The following is an 18,428-nucleotide window of genomic DNA, read 5'->3' on the forward strand; positions in this document are numbered from 1 at the left end:
TGGTGGCGGCGCTCGGGTGCTGCTTACTCGTAGCGGCGGGTGCCGGACTGCCTGGCCCGTTGCTGAGGGGTGTCCGGGTGGCCGGTCGCTGTGAAACGGTCGTCGGTACGCAGGTCGCTGTCGTGCCTGCCGGTGCTTTCGGCCGGACGCCGCCCAACTCCGGCCGCGCCCGGGGCCTGCCGGGCCGTGCCGTCTGCCGGACCGCGGTAGGGCTGGCGACCATCCCAGGACTCGGCCGGACGGTCGGGAAAGCGGTGGGTGCCACCATCGGCGGCACGGCGGGCGGCGGGGGCGCCACCGGTCATCGGCGCGCGGCCGGGCGGTGTGCCGCGACCGGGTGGTGGGACGAGACGGTGGGAATCGTTCGGGCGCCGGCCGCCCGGCGTCCGCTGAGGTCCGACCGCGTCGCGGGGAGCAGTGGGAATCGGAGCTCGGTCCGCCGGTGTAGACCGGAAAACCGCCTGCCCCGCGACCGGTGCCACGGACGGCTCGCCGCCGTAGAACCGCGCCTCGCCGTCCCTCGAATTGCCGTCCTGCGCCTCGCCGTCCCGCGCCTCGCCGTTCCTCGAATTGCCGTCCTGCGCCTCGCTGTTCCTCGAATTGCCGCCTCGGCCGCCGTGCATACCTGCCATGTCCCGGGAATCCCCAGAATCCTCGAAAGCCCCGTAGGCCTCCCCCGACGCCCGGTAGACCGCGCCTGAAACCGGCCTCGTCGAATCGACGCGTTGGCCGGCGAACCGCGCTCCGCCGACGCCGCGTGTAGCCCCTGCTCTGGCCGGTCTCACGCCCTGCGGAGTCCCGGTCCCGGACCACGCGTTGCCGTCTCGGCCCGCGCCCGCCCGCACGCCGTCATCGTGAACTGCCGCAGCTCGCGAATCCGCCGCGGCTTGGAAGCCCTGATCCTGAGATCCCGAGCCCCACGGGCCCTCGATCCGCGCTGCCGCGACCCGCACAGCCTGATCCGGAACGGCCTCGGCCCCGGAGCGCTCGTTTCGCACCGCCGCAGCCCGCACAGTGCGGGCCCGAGACGCCTCGACCCTGGCTTGCTCGGCCAGGGTGCCGTGGCCGCCGGTCAGGCCAGCGTGGGAGTTCGCGGCCCCGTGGAGATCCGCCGCGCCTCTGGCGAGCGCCGCACCATAAACCTCGGCCGCAGCACCGTCGAAGACCCGTGATACCTGCCCGGGCACGACAGGCCCGGGTACCGCGCCGACAGGCCCGGGTACCGCGCCGGCCGCGCGCGCGGCCGTCCGGCGGGCCAGCGAGCGGCGGACCGCGTCGCCGGCGCCACCCTGGGCCCGGCGGGGTGTGGCGGAGCGGACGGCCGCGACGCCTGCCATCACATCGTTCAGCTTGACCATGAGCGCGATCGAGGCCGGCAGGACCAGGACGCCCCACCAGGTGACCAGCTCGGCCAGCGCGAGCAGCACGCCCAGCCCGAACGCACCCTCGAAGTAGACGAAGCAGAGCAGGCCGCCGGGGCTGACGTACCGGAGTCGGAGCACACGGACGTAGAGCGGACGGTTCATCGGCCGCCACCCGTGCGGCGTGCGGTGGCCACCGCGACCACGGCGCGCTCGAGCGCGTAGCCGCGGTCCTCGGCGCCGCCCTTGACGGCCGCGTTGCAGTCCGCCGCCGCCTTCATCGCGTCAACAAGTCCCTCGGGGCTCCAGCCGCGCGACTGGCGCTGGGCGCGCTCGATCTTCCAGGCGGGCATGCCGAGGCTGCTGGCCAGCTGGTACGCGTTTCCACGCCCGGCCGAGGCGACGCGCGCGACGGTACGCACCCCGTCCGCAAGCGCGTCCGCTATCGGCACCGGGTCCACGCCGACGTGAAGCGCCCAGCGCAGCGCCTCGAGCGCGCCCGGCACGTCGCCGACGACTGCCGCGTCCGCGACCGTGAAGCCGCTTACCTCGGCCCGTCCCTTGTAGTAGCGGGCGACGGTCTCCGCGGTGATCCGGCCGTCCGTGTCGGCAATCAGCTGTGAGCAGGCGGCGGCGAGTTCGCGCAGGTCGTTGCCGACCGCGTCGAGCAGGCCGGTGGCCGCGTCCTCGCTGCACGAGCCGCCGAGCCGGCGGATCTCGTCGCGGACGAACGCGACCCGTTCCCGCGCGCCCTTCATCTTGGGCACCGGGATGACAGTTGCCCCTGCGGACTTCAGCCCGTCAGCGAGCGCCTTGCCCTTGGCGGCGCCGAGGTGGGCGACGATCAGGTTGACCTCGGGGTCCGGGTCCTTCGCGTACGCCAGCAGTGTGGCGATCATGTCCTTGCGCGCGTCCTGCCCGGCGCGGAGCACGAGCACGCGGCGGCCGCCGAACAGGGACGGGCTGAGCATCTCCGCGACCTCGCCGGGCACGAGCGCGCCGCCCTCGTACTCGCGCACGTCCGCCCCCGGGTCCACCGCGCGCGCGGCCTGGACGGTCTGCGCGATCGCGCGGGCCGAGAGCAGCTCCTCGTCACCCAGGACGAGCGTCAACGCAGGGGGGATCGCGGCAGTCACGCCGGACATCGTCGCACGCGTCACCCGGGACCCGCCCCCGGTCACCCGAACGGGTCCGGTCGCATATCCGCTCGTCACGGCGCTCCCCGGGGCACGACCGCGAGGCCGTCCGGATGCCGGACCGCGGCGAGGTCACCCTGCTCGTCGGTACGCAGGATCCGCGCGCCGTCCCGGGCGAGCCGGGCCAGCAACGGCAGGTTCGGATGCCCGTAGTCGTTGCCCTTGCCGACCGAGACGAATACCACCGCCGGATCGACCGCGGCCAGGAAGTCCGTGCTCTGAAAAGGGGACCCATGATGGGCAAGTTTCAGCAGGTCGACAGGCATGGACCCCCACCGCCGCAGCAGCGCGTCCTGCTCCTCGGTCTCGGCGTCGCCCATCAGCAGCACTCGCACGCCGGCCGACCGGGCGAGCAGGACAAGCGAGTTGTTGTTCGGGTCGGAGCGGGTGCCGCGCAGCTGTTCCGGCGGCCCGGCCACCTCAAGTGCCAGGTCGCCGGCCGTCCAGGTCCAGCCGGCCGGGACCGCAAGCACAGGTGTCCCGTGCCGCGCCGCCTCCTCATGCACCAGGTCGTGCCCGGCAGCCGGCTCCGGCCAGGCGGTGGTGACGACCGCGTCGACGCGGCGGCCGCGGAAGACACCGGCGAGGCCGCCGATGTGGTCCTGATGGAAATGGCTTACCGCAAGCACCGGGACACGGTCGATGCCGAGGTCGCGCAGGCAGCGGTCGACAGGCGCGGGCTCCGGACCGGCGTCGACGACCACGGCCTGCCCGCGGCCGAGCGGGAGCACTGTCGCGTCGCCCTGCCCGACCGAGCAACTCGCCATCACCCAGCCGGCGGGCGGCCAGCCGGACGCGACCAGGCGCACCGGCAGCGCGCCGATGATCACGGCGACGGTGAGGGCGGCGACGATCCGGCGCACCCGGGGCCGGCGGAACGCGAGCAGCATCGCGACCGTGAGCGCGGCCAGCAGCAGTCCACCGCCGACGCCGCCGGGCCAGGGGACGGAGCCGGACGGGACGAGCGCGCCGTACCGGGCGACGAGCACCAGCCAGCGGGCCGGCCAGCCGCCTGCCCAGGCGGTGAGTGCGGCCGCGTCCGGCCAGAGCGGCGAGACGACCGCGGTGATCACGCCGAGCACTGTGGCCGGCGCGACCGCGGGCGCGGCCAGCAGGTTCGCCGGGACGGCGACGAGGCTTACCGAGCCGGACAGCCCGGCGATGACCGGGCCGCAGGTGACCTGCGCGGCGGCCGGAACCGCGAGCGCCTCGGCCAGCCCGCCGGGCACGCCCAGCCGGCGCAGCCCGTCCCGCCAGCGGCTCGCAAAGGCCAGCAGCCCGCCGGTGGCAAGAACGGAGAGCGCGAATCCGGCGTCGCCGGCCAGCTCCGGGTCGGCGACCACAAGCACGACGATCGTGGTGGCGAGCGCCGGGACCGCGTTGCGCGGCCGGGAGGTGGCGAGCGCGACAAGCGCGATCGCGCCCATCACGCCGGCGCGCACCACGCTCGGCGACGGCCGGGCCAGGATCACGAACCCCACAAGCGCGCACGCGGCCAGTACGACGGAGAGGCGCGGCCCGGCGCGGACCCGGCGGAGCAGGAAGAGCACACAGCCGATCACGATCGCGATGTTCGCGCCGCTGACCGCGCACAGGTGGGTCATGCCCGTGGTACGGAAGTCCTCCTCGACGGCCGGATCGAGCCGGGTGGTGTCGCCGACGACGAGTCCGGGCAGCAGTCCGCCCGCGTCGTCCGGCAGGCCGGCGCAGGCCCGCTGCAGCCCGGCCCGGAGCGTGCCGGCCGCGCGCTGCGCCCAGGAGGCGACGCCGATCGGGACCGGGTCGGCGTCGACCGCGAGCACCGCCGCGGTGAGGTCGCCGCCGCGTGCGGTCATCAGCCGGCCCTCGGCCGTGAGGCGCTGCCCGGGGAGCAGGCCGCGCCAGCCGTCCCCGGCGCCGAGCACAAGCACGCGCGCGTCGACCCGGTGACCGGCCGGCGTCTCCTGCGGCGCGATCCAGGTGAGACGGGCCGCGACCAGCCAGGTCGGCGCCCGCCCGGCGGACGAGGTAAGCGGCCGCGGATCGTCGCGGACGGTAAGCCGGGCCCGCACGGCCACGCGCTCACGGGCCATCCCGGCCAGCGGCTCCGCGTCCCGGACGGCCACCCGCGCCGCGGTGACGGCCGCACCGCACGCGACCCCGAGCAGCACGCCGACCACGATCCAACGCCACCCGCGCAGCGCGCCTGCCGCGGGTCCACGCCACCCGCGCAGCGCCGGCGCCGCACGATCACGCCGCCCCGGCAGCACGCGGACCGCGTCCCCGCGCGGCCACCAGCCCGTTACCAGCGCCGCGAGCAGCACCGCAACGCCCACCAGCAGCAGTGAGGACCGGACGGGGAGATACAGCGCGGCCAGCCCGGCCAGCCAGGTACCGAGCGCGACGCCGGCCAGCCGGAGGTCGAGTGGAGACTCACTCATACCGTGACCAGCTCTTTCAGCTGCTCGTAGCGACTGTCGCCGATCCCGTCGACCTCGCGCAGGTCGCTCACGGCCTTGAAGCCGCCCATCTTGTCCCGATGGTCGAGAATCCGCTGCGCCAGCACCGGCCCCACACCCGGCAGCCCGTCCAGGTCAGCGAGCGTTGCGGTGTTCAGGTTCAGCGGCCCACCCGGCACCGCGCCGGCACCCGCCGCGGGAGGGGACGGCAGGCCCGGCGGAGCACTCACCCCCACCAGGATCAGCTCACCGTCAGTAACTTTCCTGGCCAGGTTGAGCAGCGCCGTGTCGACGCCAGGCAGTGCCCCGCCGGCCGCCTCCAACGCATCCGCCACCCGGGCGCCCGGCGGCAACCGCACCGTTCCCGGGCGCCGCACCTTCCCCGCGACCGCCACCACCAGCTCGGCCGGGGACGGGGCGGAGGCCTCCGAAAACAGCCCTGACGCCGCGGCCGTCGGCAATGCGACAACGTCCGCCTGTGGCCGCGCCCGCCAGGCGAGCGCCGCCGCCCCAAGCGCCGCCACCAGCACCACCGCCGCGATGGCCCGCACACCGTGGGACCCCGGGTCCCACCGCCCGAAACGCCCGCCCGGGCCGAACGGATCGCTCCGCCGCTCTGCCTCGTCCTCGTCGTCCACCCGGGCACCGTACGGCCGAAAGATCGATGCTTGTCGGCCCTGTGGACAACGGTTCTGCCGGTGGACAGCCCTGGAATCGTGGACCGATGCTGCTACCATCCCGGCCCGGCTGGCGATCACGCGAAGTGACCGCCGAGGACAGGGACGAGACCGAGGTGAACCGAGTGTTCTTCTGGCGCCGCGCCACCCGGAGTACGCCGCTGACCAGGGAGGACCTGGCCAAGCGAGTGGTCAAGCGACTCCGCCGGCACGGCATCCGGGACGCCCGGTTCGATCCGGACGAGTTCGCCGTTCAGTACGAGAACGCGGCGCTCTACCTGCACAACCTGTTCGCTGAGGTCACGTCCGCGCCGCGGCCGGAGCTGCGCGCCAGGGTCAACGCGTTCGTGGACACGCTGGTCCGCATGCCGCAGGCCCCGGCCGAGTGGTCGGGTGCCCGCCCGCGCCTGCGCCCGGTCCTGCGTGGCGCCGCGCCGATGGTGTTCGACAGGCATGCCCCGGTCTCCCGCCCGGCCCTGCCGTTCCTGGCCGAACTGCTGGTCATCGACCTGCCGGCCTCGATGGCTTACGTGACCGAGGAGCACCTGCGCACCTGGGGCGTCACCGTGGACGAGGCGTACGCGACCGCGCGGGCGAACCTGCGGGCGAACCCGGGCGTCTCCGCGCGGCCGGGCGAGAGCCTGCCGACGATCCTGCACTTCGTGGACGACGGCGACTCGTACTGCGCGTCGTTCCCGCTTGTCGACGGCTGGCTGGCCGGGCTCGGCGGGCGGCTGGACGGGCGGCGGCCGGTGGCGTTCCTGCCGGACCGCACCACTGTGGTGGTGACCACGGACGACCCAGAGACGCTGCTGGCCACGTTCCCGCTTGTGGAGGCCGAGTTCTTGAACTCGGAGCGGTCGACCTCGCCGATGGCCTACGTGAGCGACGACCTGGGCCGCACCGTCCCCTACGAGGCGCCGCCCGGTCACCCGCTGCACCATGCGGTCCGGCGCGCGGAGCGGCTGCTTGCGTTGCGCGAGTACGAACGGCAGCACCACTCCGCCGGACTGCCCGGTACGCCGCTGCCGTTGCGGATGGCGCAGCGGCCGGACGGCTCCACCTTCACCTACGCGCTGTGGTCCGGTGAGGAGCCCGCGCTGGTGCCGGTCGCCGACCTGGTGGCGATCGCGGACGGGTCCGGCGGCACCTTCTTCGTACCGTGGGCGGAGCTTGCTCTTCGTGAGCTCTTCACGCCGCTGGACGGCGTTGCGCCGCCCCGCCACCTGGCCCCGGAGTTCCCGGACGAGCCGGCCCGCGCCGCACTGAAGGGCTGCGAGATACAGCCCTAGTTATAAGGCGGGACGTCCGGCACCAAGACCTCGCCGTAGGAGGGGTTGTTCGAGGCCGCGACCGCGAGCATCGCGTGCACGTGAGCCGCCGCGATGTGGTTGGCGTTCACGTCCTCACCGGGCCTGGCCTGGGTTGCCCACGCCGTCCGGTCGGCCTCGTACCCGGCCCGGCCCAGCAGTTTCTCCGCCGCGCGGTAGTGTTCGTCGCCCGTCATAGACCAATTGTCACGCCGGCAGGTTGCAGGATCGGCCTAATGGCGCAAAACCACGGCACAGATCGCGCCGGGCCCCAGATGCGCCCCGACCACCGCGCCGATCTCCGTGACATACGTCCCCCGCACCCGCGACCCGAGCCGCTCCGACACCCGGGACAGCAGCTGGGCGGCCCGCTCCGGCGCGACCAGATGGTGCACGGCGAGGTCGGCGTCACCGTCGCCGGCCGCCTCTACCGCCAGGTCAGCTAGCCGGGCGAGGGCCCGGCCGGCCGTGCGCACCTTGTCGCGTACCACGATGGCGCCGTCCTGCATCCGCAGGATCGGTTTGACCGAGAGCGCGGTCCCGACCAGCGCTGACGCGGCGCCGATCCGCCCGCCACGGCGCAGGAAGTCGAGCGTGTCGACGTAGAAGAGCGACGTGGTCCGCTCGATCGTGGACTGCGCGGCCTTGGCTGCCTCGTCGAGATCGTGGTAGCCGGCGGCCGCAAGCGCGGCGAAGCCGGTGCCCATCCCGGCGGACCGCGAGTCAATCACGCGGACCGCGTCGCCGAACCGGGTGGCGGCCAGCCGGGCTGCCTCGACGGTGCCGGAGAGCCGGGAGGAGAGGTGCACGGAGACCACACCTGTGGCGCCGCCGTCGAGCAGCCTGCGGTACGCCTCGGCGAAGCGCTCCGGCGCCGGGCGGGACGTGGTGACAGTGACCCGCCGGTCGCCGAGCACCCGGGCCAGCTCGCCGGAGCCCAGCTCCGGCCCTTCGGCAAGCTCACGGTCGTCGACCACCACGTGCAGCGGCACGACCGTGAGCCCGCCGGTGTGCGGCAGGTACGCCGTGGAGTCCGTGACGACCGCGACTGACATGCGGGCACGGTACCCGAATCAGGACGCCTTCACCGAGGTCACCTGCAGCGGCGTGCCCTGCTGGCAGGTGGTCATCATGCCTTCGCCGACCGTGCCGGTGACGGTCACCTGCGCTCCGACCGCGGCCACCGTCTCGTCGCCGCCGAGCAGCAGGTAGGAGTTGCGGCCGTCGGAGAGCAACCGGCAACCGGGCTCGACACCGGCCGTGACCTGGCCGGTGACTGTCACCTCGATCGGCTTGCCGGGCTTGCCGGTCATGTCGGGCGGCGTCTCCAGCGGCAGTCCGGGGTCGGGGGCCGCGGCAGCCGAGGAGGACCCGGGAGCCGCCGGCGCGCCGGACTCCGGTGAGGAGCCGGGCGAGGCGCACGCGGATGCCGCGAGAACCGCAACGGCCGCGAGAATCAGGGGAAACCGGCGCAGAGTCATGATGACTGTGACGTTACCGGCCCGCGCCGGGTTCCGTTCAGACCGGCGCGGGGATCGACTTCTCCGGCCACGGGCCGACATTGTGGGCACGCAGCTGCCAGCCGCGGTTCGGCGTGTCCACAAGTTCGGTCCAGTGACAGTTCTGCAGCGGGCGGATCATCGACATCACGTCGAGCGGCCAGGCCAGCAGGTCACCGAAGCCCTGCCGGGCCGCGCCGCCGTGGGTGGCGATGACGACCAGCTCGCCGGCGTGCCGGTCGGCGATCTCACGCAGCGCCTCGCCGACCCGTTTGCCGACGTCGTCGTTGCGCTCGACGCCGCAGCCGACGTCCGGATCGCCGCCGGACCAGCGCGCGTGCGCCTCCGGGAAGCGCTCGGCGATCTCCGGGTTGGTGAGCCCCTGGAACTCGCCGTAGTGGCGCTCGCGCAGCCGCGCGTCCTCCACGATCGGCAGCCCGGCCAGGCCGGACAGCGCGGCCGCGGTGCTCCGGGCGCGCTGCAGGTCGCTTGAGTAGATCGCGTCCGGCTCCATCCCGCCCAGCAGCGGCGCCGCGGTGGCGGCCTGGGAGCGGCCGAGATCGTTCAGCGGCACGTCGGTTTGGCCCTGGACGCGACCCTCCGCGTTCCAGTCCGTGTTGCCGTGCCGCCAGATGATCAGACGCGTCACGCCGCCGAGCCCGCCCCGGCCTCGGCCTCGACGAGGTCGCGATCGACGAACGGGACGATCGGGCAGTCCTTCCACAGCCGGTCGAGCGAGTAGAACTCGCGCTCCTCGCTGTGCTGGACGTGCACGATGATGTCGTTGTAGTCGAGCAGGACCCAACGACCGGCGCGCTCGCCCTCCTTGCGGACGGCCTTCGCCTTCTCGGGCAGCTTGAGCAGCTCGTCCTCGATCGCGTCGACGATCGCGAGCACCTGGCGCTCGTTCGGCGCGGAGGCGATCACGAAAGCGTCGGTGATGGGAAGCTGGTCGCCGACGTCGATGACGACGACGTCCTCGGCCTTCTTGTCGGCAGCGGCTTGAGCGGCGGCCAGCGCCAGCTCCAGTGCACGCTCGGGTACCGTCACCCGGGCTCCTTTCATGGGGACAGCAACAACCGTTCCAGGGTCTCACAACCGGTGGACGGTCGTCTTGTCACTTCATCCCCAGAACGGACATAAGAGGACGAACTACCCAGCGTAGAGCCCTCGTTTGGCGATGTATTGCACCACACCGTCCGGGACCAGGTACCAGACCGGCTTTCCGGCCACCACGCGCGCGCGGCAGGCGGTCGACGAGATCGCCATCGCGGGCACCTCGATCAGGCTCACCGCGTCGTCCGGCAGGTGCTCGGTGGTCAGCTCGAAGCCCGGCCGGGTCACACCGACGAACCGGGCCAGCGCGAACATGCGCTCCGCGTCCTTCCAGGAGAGCATCTTGCCGACCGCGTCCGCGCCGGTGATGAAGAACAGCTCCGCTTCCGGGCCGTAGAGCGCGCGCAGGTCACGCAGCGTGTCGACGGTGTAGGTCGGGCCCGGCCGGTCGATGTCGACACGGCTCACCGTGAAGCGCGGGTTGGACGCTGTCGCGATCACGGTCATCAGGTACCTGTCCTCGGCCGGCGTCACCGCCTGCCGCCCCTTCTGCCAGGGCTGCCCGGTCGGGACGAAGACCACCTCGTCCAGCCCGTACCTGTCCGCGACCTCACTGGCCGCGACCAGGTGACCGTTGTGAATCGGATCGAACGTGCCGCCCATGATCCCGATCCGCTGCCCACGCTCGCCCACAGAATGATCTTCTCTCGCCCGGCCCGCTCCGGCAAACCCCGATCAAAATCAAGATCCAGATCAACGGCGCCACGAGGGTACGGCCGCGGCCGTACCCCCATGGGCACAGAGGTCTTCGTCAGGCGCCTCGTGACCGGAGCGCGAGACGCATCTCGTCATCCGCATCCGTCACCGCGCGACGCACCGCCGGTGGCAGATCATCGCGTTCCAGCAGCTGCGACGCGGCGGCCCGGGTCTCCAGCGAGACCGCGTACGCCGGGTACAGCAACAGCGACAGCCGCTCCGCCGAGAAGGCCGACCGTTTCCGCGCCGCCTCCGGAATCTCCGCGAAGTAACGCGCCACATACGGCGCGGTCAGCTCGCTCTGCTCCGGCTGCCAGAACGCGTTCGCGTACGCGACAAGCATGCGGTTGGAGAGCGACTCGTCCGCGACAAGCCGCTGCCACGCCCGCTCCTTCGCCTCCGGGTCGGGCAGCGCCGCACGGCAGCCGCCGGCCCACTGCTCGCCGGCCGCGCTCCGGTCCCGCCGCGACTCCGCCTCGATCTCCGCCTCTCCGGCCCCGCCCAGCACCACAAGCCGGTTGAGCAGCCGCCAGCGCAGGTCCGCGTCGACCGCGAGCCCGGCCGGCACGCCCTCGCCGGACAGCCAGCCGGACAGCCGCGCCGCATCGGCTGTCGACCGGATCAGCCCCCGGGCGGCCGCCAGCTGCAGCGACTCCCCGGGCGGCACCGCGGCCAGCAGCCGGTCGCAGGCGCCCGCGATGAGCAGCAGCGCATCCTCTCGGGCCGCGCCCTCGAGGTAGGTGTCGACGAGTCGCGTGACGAGCAGCAGCACGTCCTCGACGATGATCACCTCGCGTTCGGTAGGCAGCGCCGCGAGCACCAGCGCGACCAGATCCGAGACCGGGCGGTCGCCGTCCCGGATCGCGTCGATGACCGCGCTCCAGAGCACCGCACGGGTGAGCGAGTCCTCGATCGCGGGCAGCATCACCGGCACCGCGGACGCGGAGGCGTCGTCGAGCCGCACCTTCGCGTAGGTGAGGTCGCCGTCGTTGATGAGCAGCAGGTCGGCGGCGCGCCGGCCGGCCAGCCGGTCCAGCACGGTGCGGCCGCCGTCCCGGTCCGGCGCCAGGTCGACCTCGAACCGCTCGCGGCACACCACTGCCGTGCCGTCCCGGTCGTAGAGCGCGACCCGGATCCGGTGCGGGCGCAGCGTCGGGTGGTCCTCCGGGGCGGTCTGCCGGATCGCGACCTCGGCCCAGGTGCCGTCCGGGCCCGGCGTGACCTCCGGCGTGAGCGTGTTGACCTGGGCGCGGCGCAGCCACAGGTCGGCCCAGCCGGTGAGGTCCCGGCCCGCGGCCCGGCTCAGCGCGTCGAGCAGGTCGGCGAGCGTGGCATTGCCGAACGCGTGCGCCCGGAAGTACTCCCGGATGCCGGCGAAGAACGCCTCCTCGCCGAGGAACGCGACCAGTTGGCGCAGCACGGCCGCGCCCTTCGCGTACGAGATGCCGTCGAAGTTGAGCAGCGCGAGCGCGGAGTCCTCAAGCTCGGGCGGCGCGACCGGGTGGGTGGACGGGCGCTGGTCCGCCATGTAGCCCCAGGCCTTGCGCCGCATGCCGAACGTGGTCCAGGTCTGCCAGTCGGTCACTTCGGCGATCACCCGGTAGCCCATGTGCTCGGCGAACGACTCGTTCAGCCACAGGTCGTCCCACCAGCGCATGGTGACCAGATCGCCGAACCACATGTGCGCCATCTCGTGCGCGATCACGGTGGCGCGCAGCTCACGCTCGCTGTCGGTGACCACGGACCGGAACACGTAGTCGTCCCGGAACGTGACCAGGCCCGGGTTCTCCATCGCGCCGGCGTTGAACTCGGGCACGAACGCCTGGTCGTACTTCCCGAACGGGTAACGCATCTCGAACAGCTCGTGGAAGCGGTCCAGGCAGCGCGCGGTCACGTCGAAGATCTCCACCGCGTCCTTGTCCAGGTCCGCGGCGAGCGACCGCCGGCAGTACAGGCCGAGCGCGATGCCGTCGTGCTCGGCGCTGACCAGGTGGTACGGCCCGGCGATCATCGACCAGAAGTAGGTGGACAGCGGCTGCGTACGGGCGAACGTCCAGAGCCCGCCGTCGTGGGCGACCTCCGCGCCGTTCGCCGCGACGCGCCACCCCTCGGGCGCGCGCACGGTGAGCGAGAATGGCGCCTTCAGGTCCGGCTGGTCGAACGAGGCGAACACCTTCTCCGACTCGTCCAGGAACGATCCCCCGTACAGGTACACCTCGCCGTCCGCCGGGTCGACGAACCGGTGCAGTCCGTCGCCGGTGTTCGTGTACGCCATCTCCGCCTCGACGACCAGCAGATTCTCCGCTTCGCCGGTGAGCAGTCCGGCCAGGGCAAGCCGGTTCCCCTCCAGTTCGCTCACGTCCAGGTCCGTGCCGTTGAGCCGCGCGGCGAGCAGCCGGTGCGGCTTCACCTCCACGAAGGTGGGATCGGGCGCGGCGGCCCGGAATCGGATGGTGGTGGTCGATCGGAACAGCTCCGGGCCACCCGTCAGGTCAAGGTGGATCTCATAACCGTCGACGGTCAGGAGTGCGGCGCGCTCCACGGCCTCCGCACGAGTCAGGCTGCGCATCCGACCATCCTCCCCGGTCCGGGCCCGGCGGCAACCCCGGGTAACCTGTGTCCTGCGATGTGACCTGGCGCACGCCCGCATCGCGCCTCGCATTACCGCCGAATCCCCAGTTCAAGATCCCCTAGGGAGACCCTATGACCACGCCTCACCCCAAGGGCGACTTCGATCTCTCCCGCGCGGTGTGGCAGTCGGCCGGGCCGGGCGAGGGCGGCGACGGAAGCTCCGTCGAGGTCGCCTTCGTCGATGACCTGATCGGCATGCGCAACGGCGCCGACCCGGACGGTCCCGTCCTGGTCTTCACGCAGGCCGAGTGGGACGCCTTTGTCGAGGGCGCCAAGGACGGCGAGTTCGACCTGGAGTGACCGGGGTCACCTGTACCGACAGGTTCCCCCGTTGACTGTGCACAACCGAGGCGGCGCGTCCTCACCCGTACGGGCGAATTGCAACCGCAGCGAGACGGACGCGCCCGCACTCAGCGGCACTGTGCTGATGAACGTGTAGACCGGCCCGTTGCGGCTCATGGTGGCCTGCGGAGCCGACTCCACCCAGAAGGTGTACAGCTCGCCCACGGTGTCGTCGAAGGCGATCTGCAGCGACCAGTGCCGTACCCCCGTGGTGGGGTTGTGCACAAGCACCTCGCCGATGAACGAGTCGCCGTAGGAGTTCAGCACGCGGTAGGTGCCGGTCGCGTCCGACCGGTCCGTGCTCTCGGTCTCGCCCTCGCCCGACACCAGCGAGGTCTCCCCCATCGCGCTCGGCGACGGATTGCCCATCCCGGGCACACGGGACAGCTCGGGCGAGTCCGAAAGCGTGTCGAACGTCGGATCGGGGGCGGACGAGCGGGGCGGAGACGCGGCGCTCGCGTCCTGCGGGGCGTCGCCCGGCACCAGAAGCAACGCGGCCACCAGCACCCCGGCCAGAATTCCGGCCGTGGCCAGAACCGGCACCCAGGGCACCGAGATCTCAGCCCAGCCGCTCTGCGCTGTCCGCCGGCCACCGTGCCTCGCAGGCATTCGCCCCCCTCGTATTAGGTCACGACCGAGTGAGGGTAGCCGGATCATTGCCCGGTTGCACATGGCCCGTACCGGATTGAGCGCATCGCGGCTCGATCGTGGACAGTGCCCGGCCACCCTCCCCCGCCGTCTACGTCTCGGTGCCGATCAGGGTGAGCAGAATCGGCAGCCCGTCCACGCCGTGCGCGCAGCGGCGCAGGCGGAGCACGAGGCCGGCCGCGGTCAGGACCAGCGGATCGTCGGGCAGGCCCGGGTCGAACCGCTCACGTGCCCACTCGGTGATGTCGTCCCAGCTGAAGAGCTTCTCCCGCCCGGCCGCCCGCATCGGCAGCGGCACCGGAGCGCCCTGCTCGCCGTTCGCGCCGGCCAGCCGGGCCCGGAGCCACTCCACCTGGCGGCCGAGCCGGGCCGCCGCCTCCGGAATCGTCACCGGATCGCGGGGTTCCACCCGGACCGGCCGCAGTCCGGCCCGCTCGAGGTCATGCGTGGCAGTGACGATCGCCTCGGCCAGCCGGGGCGCGGGCCGGTCGAACCAGACCACCCCGACCTCCTCCTCAGGCGCGATCTCGACCGCGGGAGAATCCGGTAACGCGACCAGCGCGACCGCCTGTGCGTCAGTGGGTGGGGTGTCCACCACCATCCGAAACTGGAAGACCCGAGTCATCGGCCGCTCCTCACACGTGGCGCCGGGCGCCTGCGCACCCGGTGCGTGACATGGCTGTCCAGAAAGATCATGAGTCGGGTGACCTGCCGGGCCGGGTCCGCCGGGTGCGCGGGGACCGAGATCCGGCGGGCGCCGGTCGCACACTCGGCCCACCCCCAGATCGGTCCGTCACCTCCCCGGATGGTGGTCAGCCCGGCCTTCCGGCATGCGGCCAGCGCGGTCTCGATGTCGGAGTTCGGGTGAGAATCCGTGGCGTTCACGATGTGCCTCCCTTCGGGCGCGGCGCCCGCCCGCCTCGCCACGCTGCCTCCGGCCGCGACTCGTCGGAGCCGCCGGCCGCACCGGACACTGCGATCGCCCCCGGCGCCCACCACGATCCACCCACCCCCGCCCCTCCCAGAGGAGCCACCAACAGGGGCCAGCACACCCGCACCACTCCTGGCCCCCCTTCCCGGCCCCTCCCCCACCGGGCAGCGGCGCGTACGGTGACACGCGGACGCCACCGGCCCGCCCGGCCTCCGGTCAACGGTCCCTCCAGCACGGCAGACCCCGCGGCCCGGCCACGGGCCTCACCGGCCGGCGGCGGGTCCTACAGCGGGTCCTACTGCGGGTCCTACAGCGCGTCGTCGAGCAGGATCTGGCGCAGATCCGCGGGCGTCACCAGGTAGACGCCGAGAACGCGCACGCCGGCCACCCGGCAGATGTCGTATGTCGCGTGGAACCAGGCCCGGTCGGACGCGCTCACCGCGCCGGAGCCGGGCCGGGTCAGTACCACAAGCACGCCGCCGTCGGCCGGCTCGCCGGTGAGCGAGGTGGCGAACGCGGCGACGGTCGCGCGTGGCCCCTCACCGTCCGAGAACGGCGGCAGTTCGTCCACGGGGCAGTGCACGCGAACCCGGTTGTCCCGGTCACAGAGCACGAAGCGCACCCCGTACCGCGCCCGGTCGGCTCGGGTGAGCGCCTGGGTCAGGTGCTCGTCGATCGCCGCCGGCGTGTCAAGGCGCGCCTCGTCCATAGTCGACCATCGTTTCACCGTTGCCACGGCGTCGCCATCCCCCGATAGCGCACGCCATATCCGATAAATCAGGCCAGAACAGGCAGGCGCTTTTCGAAGCACACGCTGTGCGCATTGCCTACGTACTCTCCGTAGGCCCGGATCGGCTCGTAGCCCGCGGTGCGGTAGAGCGACATCGCCACCGGCAGGTAACCCCCGGTCTCCAGCCGCAGCGTGCGGTAACCCGCGCGGGTGGCCAGCTCCTCCAACTCCGCCAGGATCGCCCGGGAGTACCCCCGGCCGCGGAACGCGGGCCGGACGAACATCCGCTTGATCTCTGCCGTGTCCGGGTCGAGCGTGACCACCGCGCCGCACGCCACCGCATGCCCGTTGACGATCCCCACCAGGTAGGTCGCGCCGATCCGCACCGGGTAGACGATCTCGTCCTCCCCGCCGGACGCCGAGGCGAGCTCGCGCTGTTGCTCGGTTATCAGCGCGTGCAGCTCAGGGTCGGCACCGGTACGAGGCTCGATCAACATGCTTCGAGGTTAGTCGAATCCGTTTTCTACGAGGTTTCCGAGAAATGGACCTGAATTGTGGTGATCACGACCAGTCGTCCTCGGTCAGCTGCTCGGCCTTCAGCGTGCCGACCCAGGCGGCCTCCTCCGGGACGACCGTACGCTCGCGCCGCGCCTTCCGGGCCGCCAGTCGCGCCGCCGCGGTGGGCCGGTGGTTCTTCTCCTCCAGGCGGATGTCAGTACCGCGCGGACCGGCGATGTACTCGCCCGCATCCGGGTGCCAGTCGAACTCCCAGGTGCTGATCCGCACCGTGTCGCCCGCGCTCGCACCGGCCTTGGCCAGCGCGTCCTCGACGCCGAGCCGGTCCAGCCGGTCCGCGAGGTAACCGATCGCCTCGTCGTTGTCGAAGTTCGTCTGGCGCACCCAGCGCTCCGGGCGCGGGCCGCGCAGCACCCAGACGGTCGTCTGCTCCTCCGCCTCCGGGTCCGGCTCGCTCTCCCTGGTGATCGTGAAGCCGCTGTCGTCGACCGCCATCGGCCGGATGATGATCCGGGACGGCTCGGCGGGCGCGATCGCGAGACGGTTCTCCTCGACCAGCTTGGACAGCGCGAACGTCAGCTCCCGCAGCCCTTCCCGGGTCACGGCGCTGATCTCGAAGACGGTGTAGCCACGCGCCTCCAGGTCCGGCCGGACGATCTCCGCGAGGTCGCGCGCGTCCGGCACGTCGATCTTGTTGAGCACCACCACGCGCGGCCGGTCCTCCAGGCCGCCGTAGGCCGCGAGCTCCGCCTCAAGCGTCTCGATGTCGCTGATCGGGTCGCGCTCGGTCTCCAGCGCCGCGCAGTCGATCACGTGCGCGAGCACCGCGCACCGCTCGATGTGCCGCAGGAACTCCAGGCCGAGGCCCTTGCCGGTGGCCGCACCCGGGATCAGGCCGGGCACGTCCGCCATGGTGAACGTCTTCTCGCCGGCCTGGACGACGCCCAGGTTCGGCACCAGCGTGGTGAACGGGTAGTCCGCGATCTTCGGCTTGGCCGCGGAGACCACCGAGATCAGCGAGGACTTACCGGCCGACGGGTAACCCACCAGGCCCACGTCCGCGACGCTCTTCAGCTCCAGCACCACGTCGAGCGTGTCACCGGGCTCGCCCAGCTCCGCGAAGCCGGGCACCTTGCGCCGCGAGTTCGCAAGCGAGGCGTTTCCACGGCCGCCACGGCCGCCACGGGCCGCGTCGAACGAGGCGTCCGCGCCGATCAGGTCCGCCAGGACCTCACCCTCGGGCGTCATCACGACAGTGCCGTCCGGCACCTTCAGCACCAGGTCGCGGCCCTTCGCGCCGTCCCGGTTGCCGCCGCCGCCACCCACACCGCTCTGCGCCTTGATGTGCGGCCGGAAGTGGAAGTCAAGCAGCGTGTGCACCTGCGGGTCGACGACCAGCTTCACGCTGCCGCCGTGTCCGCCGTCGCCGCCGTCCGGGCCGCCGAGCGGCTTGAACTTCTCCCGGAGCACCGACACGCAGCCGTGGCCACCGTTCCCCGCCTGCAGGTGCAGCACCACGCGGTCGACAAACGTTGCCACTTCCAGCCCCTTAAAGATCACAACCATCCGGGGGTACGCCTGGAGGCGCGCCCGGGTAACTCAAGAACACACGAAGCCGGTTCATTCCGTTTCGTGTTGAAAACCATCGAAATACGAAAACGGGCCGGGGCAACCGCCCCGACCCGCTCCGAAAGATCGCGAGATCAGGCCTCGACCGCGACCGGCACGATGTTGACCGTCTTGCGGCCACGCGCGGTGCCGAACAGCACCGACCCGGCGGACAGCGCGAACAGCGTGTCGTCCTTGCCACGGCCGACCAGGTCACCCGGGTGGAACTTGGTGCCGCGCTGGCGGACCAGGATCTCGCCGGCCTTCACGACCTGACCACCGAAGCGCTTGACGCCCAGCCGCTGAGCTGCGGAGTCGCGGCCGTTGCGCGAGCTGGAAGCACCCTTTTTGTGAGCCATGAGTTAGCCCCCTACTTCTTGCCGCTGGAGATGCCGGTCACCTTGATCTTGGTCAGCGGCTGACGGTGCCCCTGGCGCTTGTGGTAGCCGGTCTTGTTCTTGAACTTGTGGATCCGGATCTTCGGTCCCTTGGTGTGCTCGGCGATCTCGCCGGACACCGAGACCTTGGCAAGCTGCGCCGCGTCGGTCACCAGGTCATCGCCGTCAACGAGGAGCAGCGCCGCGAGCTTCACCGCGTCGCCGGGCTCACCCACCAGCTTCTCGACCTCGATCACGTCGCCCTCGGCGACCTTGTACTGCTTGCCGCCGGTCTTGACGATCGCGTACATGAGACGCGGACTCCCTGTCGTTGACAAGCGGCGCGTAGACA

General features: G+C 72.1%; 21 protein-coding genes. 2 read left to right on the top strand and 19 right to left on the bottom strand.

The genetic code is table 11. From position 1 onward, the window contains the following. Positions 1-23 precede the first annotated feature (23 nt). From ACIA8K_RS32520 to ACIA8K_RS32535, 4 genes are all read right to left on the bottom strand, one after another. Positions 24-1,526: a hypothetical protein gene (locus tag ACIA8K_RS32520; protein WP_396066227.1), complete on the bottom strand. Its 1,503-nt coding sequence runs from the start codon at positions 1,524-1,526 to the stop codon at positions 24-26. Further along, positions 1,523-2,506, bottom strand: a complete 984-nt coding sequence (gene holA / locus ACIA8K_RS32525; protein WP_396066317.1) for a DNA polymerase III subunit delta — start codon at positions 2,504-2,506, stop codon at positions 1,523-1,525. Before holA ends, ACIA8K_RS32520 begins: the two co-directional genes overlap by 4 nt. A 65-nt stretch (positions 2,507-2,571) precedes the next feature. Beyond that, on the bottom strand, positions 2,572-4,977 hold the full coding sequence (locus ACIA8K_RS32530) for a ComEC/Rec2 family competence protein (RefSeq protein ID WP_396066229.1): 2,406 nt from the start codon (positions 4,975-4,977) through the stop codon (positions 2,572-2,574). Next, positions 4,974-5,732 carry a helix-hairpin-helix domain-containing protein gene (locus tag ACIA8K_RS32535; RefSeq protein ID WP_396066319.1) on the bottom strand — a complete coding sequence of 253 codons (759 nt, stop codon included), beginning with the start codon at positions 5,730-5,732 and terminating at the stop codon, positions 4,974-4,976. Before ACIA8K_RS32535 ends, ACIA8K_RS32530 begins: the two co-directional genes overlap by 4 nt. Before the next feature lie 56 nt (positions 5,733-5,788). Between ACIA8K_RS32535 and ACIA8K_RS32540 the strand changes: the two genes are divergently transcribed. Continuing rightward, positions 5,789-6,964, top strand: coding sequence for a hypothetical protein (locus ACIA8K_RS32540; RefSeq protein ID WP_396066231.1), 1,176 nt, complete (start codon positions 5,789-5,791; stop codon positions 6,962-6,964). Here ACIA8K_RS32540 and ACIA8K_RS32545 read toward each other — a convergent pair. From ACIA8K_RS32545 to pepN, 7 genes are all read right to left on the bottom strand, one after another. After that, a complete protein-coding gene (locus ACIA8K_RS32545; RefSeq protein WP_396066233.1) occupies positions 6,961-7,179 on the bottom strand; it encodes a hypothetical protein in 219 nt (72 codons plus the stop codon). The genes ACIA8K_RS32540 and ACIA8K_RS32545 overlap by 4 nt on opposite strands. A gap of 36 nt (positions 7,180-7,215) precedes the next feature. Beyond that, the gene (locus tag ACIA8K_RS32550) at positions 7,216-8,037 is read right to left on the bottom strand and encodes a DegV family protein (protein ID WP_396066235.1); all 822 of its coding nucleotides are present in this window, start codon (positions 8,035-8,037) and stop codon (positions 7,216-7,218) included. An 18-nt stretch (positions 8,038-8,055) separates the two neighbouring features. Further along, positions 8,056-8,463: a hypothetical protein gene (locus ACIA8K_RS32555; RefSeq protein WP_396066237.1), complete on the bottom strand. Its 408-nt coding sequence runs from the start codon at positions 8,461-8,463 to the stop codon at positions 8,056-8,058. A gap of 37 nt (positions 8,464-8,500) precedes the next feature. Beyond that, positions 8,501-9,130, bottom strand: a complete 630-nt coding sequence (locus ACIA8K_RS32560) for a histidine phosphatase family protein (protein WP_396066239.1) — start codon at positions 9,128-9,130, stop codon at positions 8,501-8,503. Next, on the bottom strand, positions 9,127-9,531 hold the full coding sequence (gene rsfS, locus ACIA8K_RS32565) for a ribosome silencing factor (RefSeq protein WP_396066241.1): 405 nt from the start codon (positions 9,529-9,531) through the stop codon (positions 9,127-9,129). Before rsfS ends, ACIA8K_RS32560 begins: the two co-directional genes overlap by 4 nt. Before the next feature lie 102 nt (positions 9,532-9,633). Then, positions 9,634-10,230 carry a nicotinate-nucleotide adenylyltransferase gene (gene nadD / locus ACIA8K_RS32570; protein WP_396066243.1) on the bottom strand — a complete coding sequence of 199 codons (597 nt, stop codon included), beginning with the start codon at positions 10,228-10,230 and terminating at the stop codon, positions 9,634-9,636. 118 nt (positions 10,231-10,348) lie between these two features. Further along, on the bottom strand, positions 10,349-12,862 hold the full coding sequence (gene pepN, locus ACIA8K_RS32575) for an aminopeptidase N (RefSeq protein ID WP_396066245.1): 2,514 nt from the start codon (positions 12,860-12,862) through the stop codon (positions 10,349-10,351). A gap of 134 nt (positions 12,863-12,996) precedes the next feature. On the opposite strand from pepN, the gene ACIA8K_RS32580 reads away from it, so the two are divergent. Further along, a complete protein-coding gene (locus ACIA8K_RS32580) occupies positions 12,997-13,224 on the top strand; it encodes a DUF397 domain-containing protein (protein WP_033340074.1) in 228 nt (75 codons plus the stop codon). Positions 13,225-13,230: 6 nt separating this feature from the next. Here ACIA8K_RS32580 and ACIA8K_RS32585 read toward each other — a convergent pair whose 3' ends face one another. From ACIA8K_RS32585 to rplU, 8 genes are all read right to left on the bottom strand, one after another. Continuing rightward, positions 13,231-13,809, bottom strand: coding sequence for a cellulose binding domain-containing protein (locus ACIA8K_RS32585; protein WP_396066247.1), 579 nt, complete (start codon positions 13,807-13,809; stop codon positions 13,231-13,233). A 196-nt stretch (positions 13,810-14,005) separates the two neighbouring features. Next, positions 14,006-14,539 carry a hypothetical protein gene (locus tag ACIA8K_RS32590; RefSeq protein ID WP_396066249.1) on the bottom strand — a complete coding sequence of 178 codons (534 nt, stop codon included), beginning with the start codon at positions 14,537-14,539 and terminating at the stop codon, positions 14,006-14,008. Next, positions 14,536-14,799, bottom strand: a complete 264-nt coding sequence (locus tag ACIA8K_RS32595; RefSeq protein WP_396066251.1) for a hypothetical protein — start codon at positions 14,797-14,799, stop codon at positions 14,536-14,538. The genes ACIA8K_RS32590 and ACIA8K_RS32595 overlap by 4 nt, the downstream gene beginning before the upstream one ends. Positions 14,800-15,152: 353 nt before the next feature. Continuing rightward, a complete protein-coding gene (locus ACIA8K_RS32600; RefSeq protein WP_396066253.1) occupies positions 15,153-15,554 on the bottom strand; it encodes a hypothetical protein in 402 nt (133 codons plus the stop codon). Between the two features lie 68 nt (positions 15,555-15,622). Further along, a complete protein-coding gene (locus ACIA8K_RS32605) occupies positions 15,623-16,072 on the bottom strand; it encodes a GNAT family N-acetyltransferase (RefSeq protein ID WP_396066255.1) in 450 nt (149 codons plus the stop codon). 64 nt (positions 16,073-16,136) lie between these two features. Next, positions 16,137-17,630, bottom strand: coding sequence for a GTPase ObgE (gene obgE / locus ACIA8K_RS32610; RefSeq protein WP_396066257.1), 1,494 nt, complete (start codon positions 17,628-17,630; stop codon positions 16,137-16,139). 164 nt (positions 17,631-17,794) lie between these two features. Continuing rightward, positions 17,795-18,058: a 50S ribosomal protein L27 gene (gene rpmA / locus ACIA8K_RS32615; RefSeq protein WP_396066259.1), complete on the bottom strand. Its 264-nt coding sequence runs from the start codon at positions 18,056-18,058 to the stop codon at positions 17,795-17,797. An 11-nt stretch (positions 18,059-18,069) separates the two neighbouring features. Further along, on the bottom strand, positions 18,070-18,387 hold the full coding sequence (gene rplU, locus ACIA8K_RS32620; RefSeq protein WP_033340082.1) for a 50S ribosomal protein L21: 318 nt from the start codon (positions 18,385-18,387) through the stop codon (positions 18,070-18,072). Positions 18,388-18,428: the final 41 nt, after the last annotated feature.

The organism is Catenuloplanes sp. NPDC051500 (assembly GCF_044454585.1).
Classification (GTDB): domain Bacteria; phylum Actinomycetota; class Actinomycetes; order Mycobacteriales; family Micromonosporaceae; genus Catenuloplanes.

Coding starts and splice junctions, on each gene's coding strand:
- ACIA8K_RS32520 (WP_396066227.1), bottom strand. CDS start 1,526: ATGAACCGTCCGCTCTACGTCCGTGTGCTCCGACTCCGGTACGTCAGC.
- ACIA8K_RS32535 (WP_396066319.1), bottom strand. CDS start 5,732: ATGGTAGCAGCATCGGTCCACGATTCCAGGGCTGTCCACCGGCAGAAC.
- holA (WP_396066317.1), bottom strand. CDS start 2,506: ATGTCCGGCGTGACTGCCGCGATCCCCCCTGCGTTGACGCTCGTCCTG.
- ACIA8K_RS32530 (WP_396066229.1), bottom strand. CDS start 4,977: ATGAGTGAGTCTCCACTCGACCTCCGGCTGGCCGGCGTCGCGCTCGGT.
- ACIA8K_RS32600 (WP_396066253.1), bottom strand. CDS start 15,554: ATGGACGAGGCGCGCCTTGACACGCCGGCGGCGATCGACGAGCACCTG.
- ACIA8K_RS32590 (WP_396066249.1), bottom strand. CDS start 14,539: ATGACTCGGGTCTTCCAGTTTCGGATGGTGGTGGACACCCCACCCACT.
- ACIA8K_RS32580 (WP_033340074.1), top strand. CDS start 12,997: ATGACCACGCCTCACCCCAAGGGCGACTTCGATCTCTCCCGCGCGGTG.
- ACIA8K_RS32605 (WP_396066255.1), bottom strand. CDS start 16,072: ATGTTGATCGAGCCTCGTACCGGTGCCGACCCTGAGCTGCACGCGCTG.
- rpmA (WP_396066259.1), bottom strand. CDS start 18,058: ATGGCTCACAAAAAGGGTGCTTCCAGCTCGCGCAACGGCCGCGACTCC.
- ACIA8K_RS32545 (WP_396066233.1), bottom strand. CDS start 7,179: ATGACGGGCGACGAACACTACCGCGCGGCGGAGAAACTGCTGGGCCGG.
- pepN (WP_396066245.1), bottom strand. CDS start 12,862: ATGCGCAGCCTGACTCGTGCGGAGGCCGTGGAGCGCGCCGCACTCCTG.
- ACIA8K_RS32555 (WP_396066237.1), bottom strand. CDS start 8,463: ATGACTCTGCGCCGGTTTCCCCTGATTCTCGCGGCCGTTGCGGTTCTC.
- ACIA8K_RS32550 (WP_396066235.1), bottom strand. CDS start 8,037: ATGTCAGTCGCGGTCGTCACGGACTCCACGGCGTACCTGCCGCACACC.
- rplU (WP_033340082.1), bottom strand. CDS start 18,387: ATGTACGCGATCGTCAAGACCGGCGGCAAGCAGTACAAGGTCGCCGAG.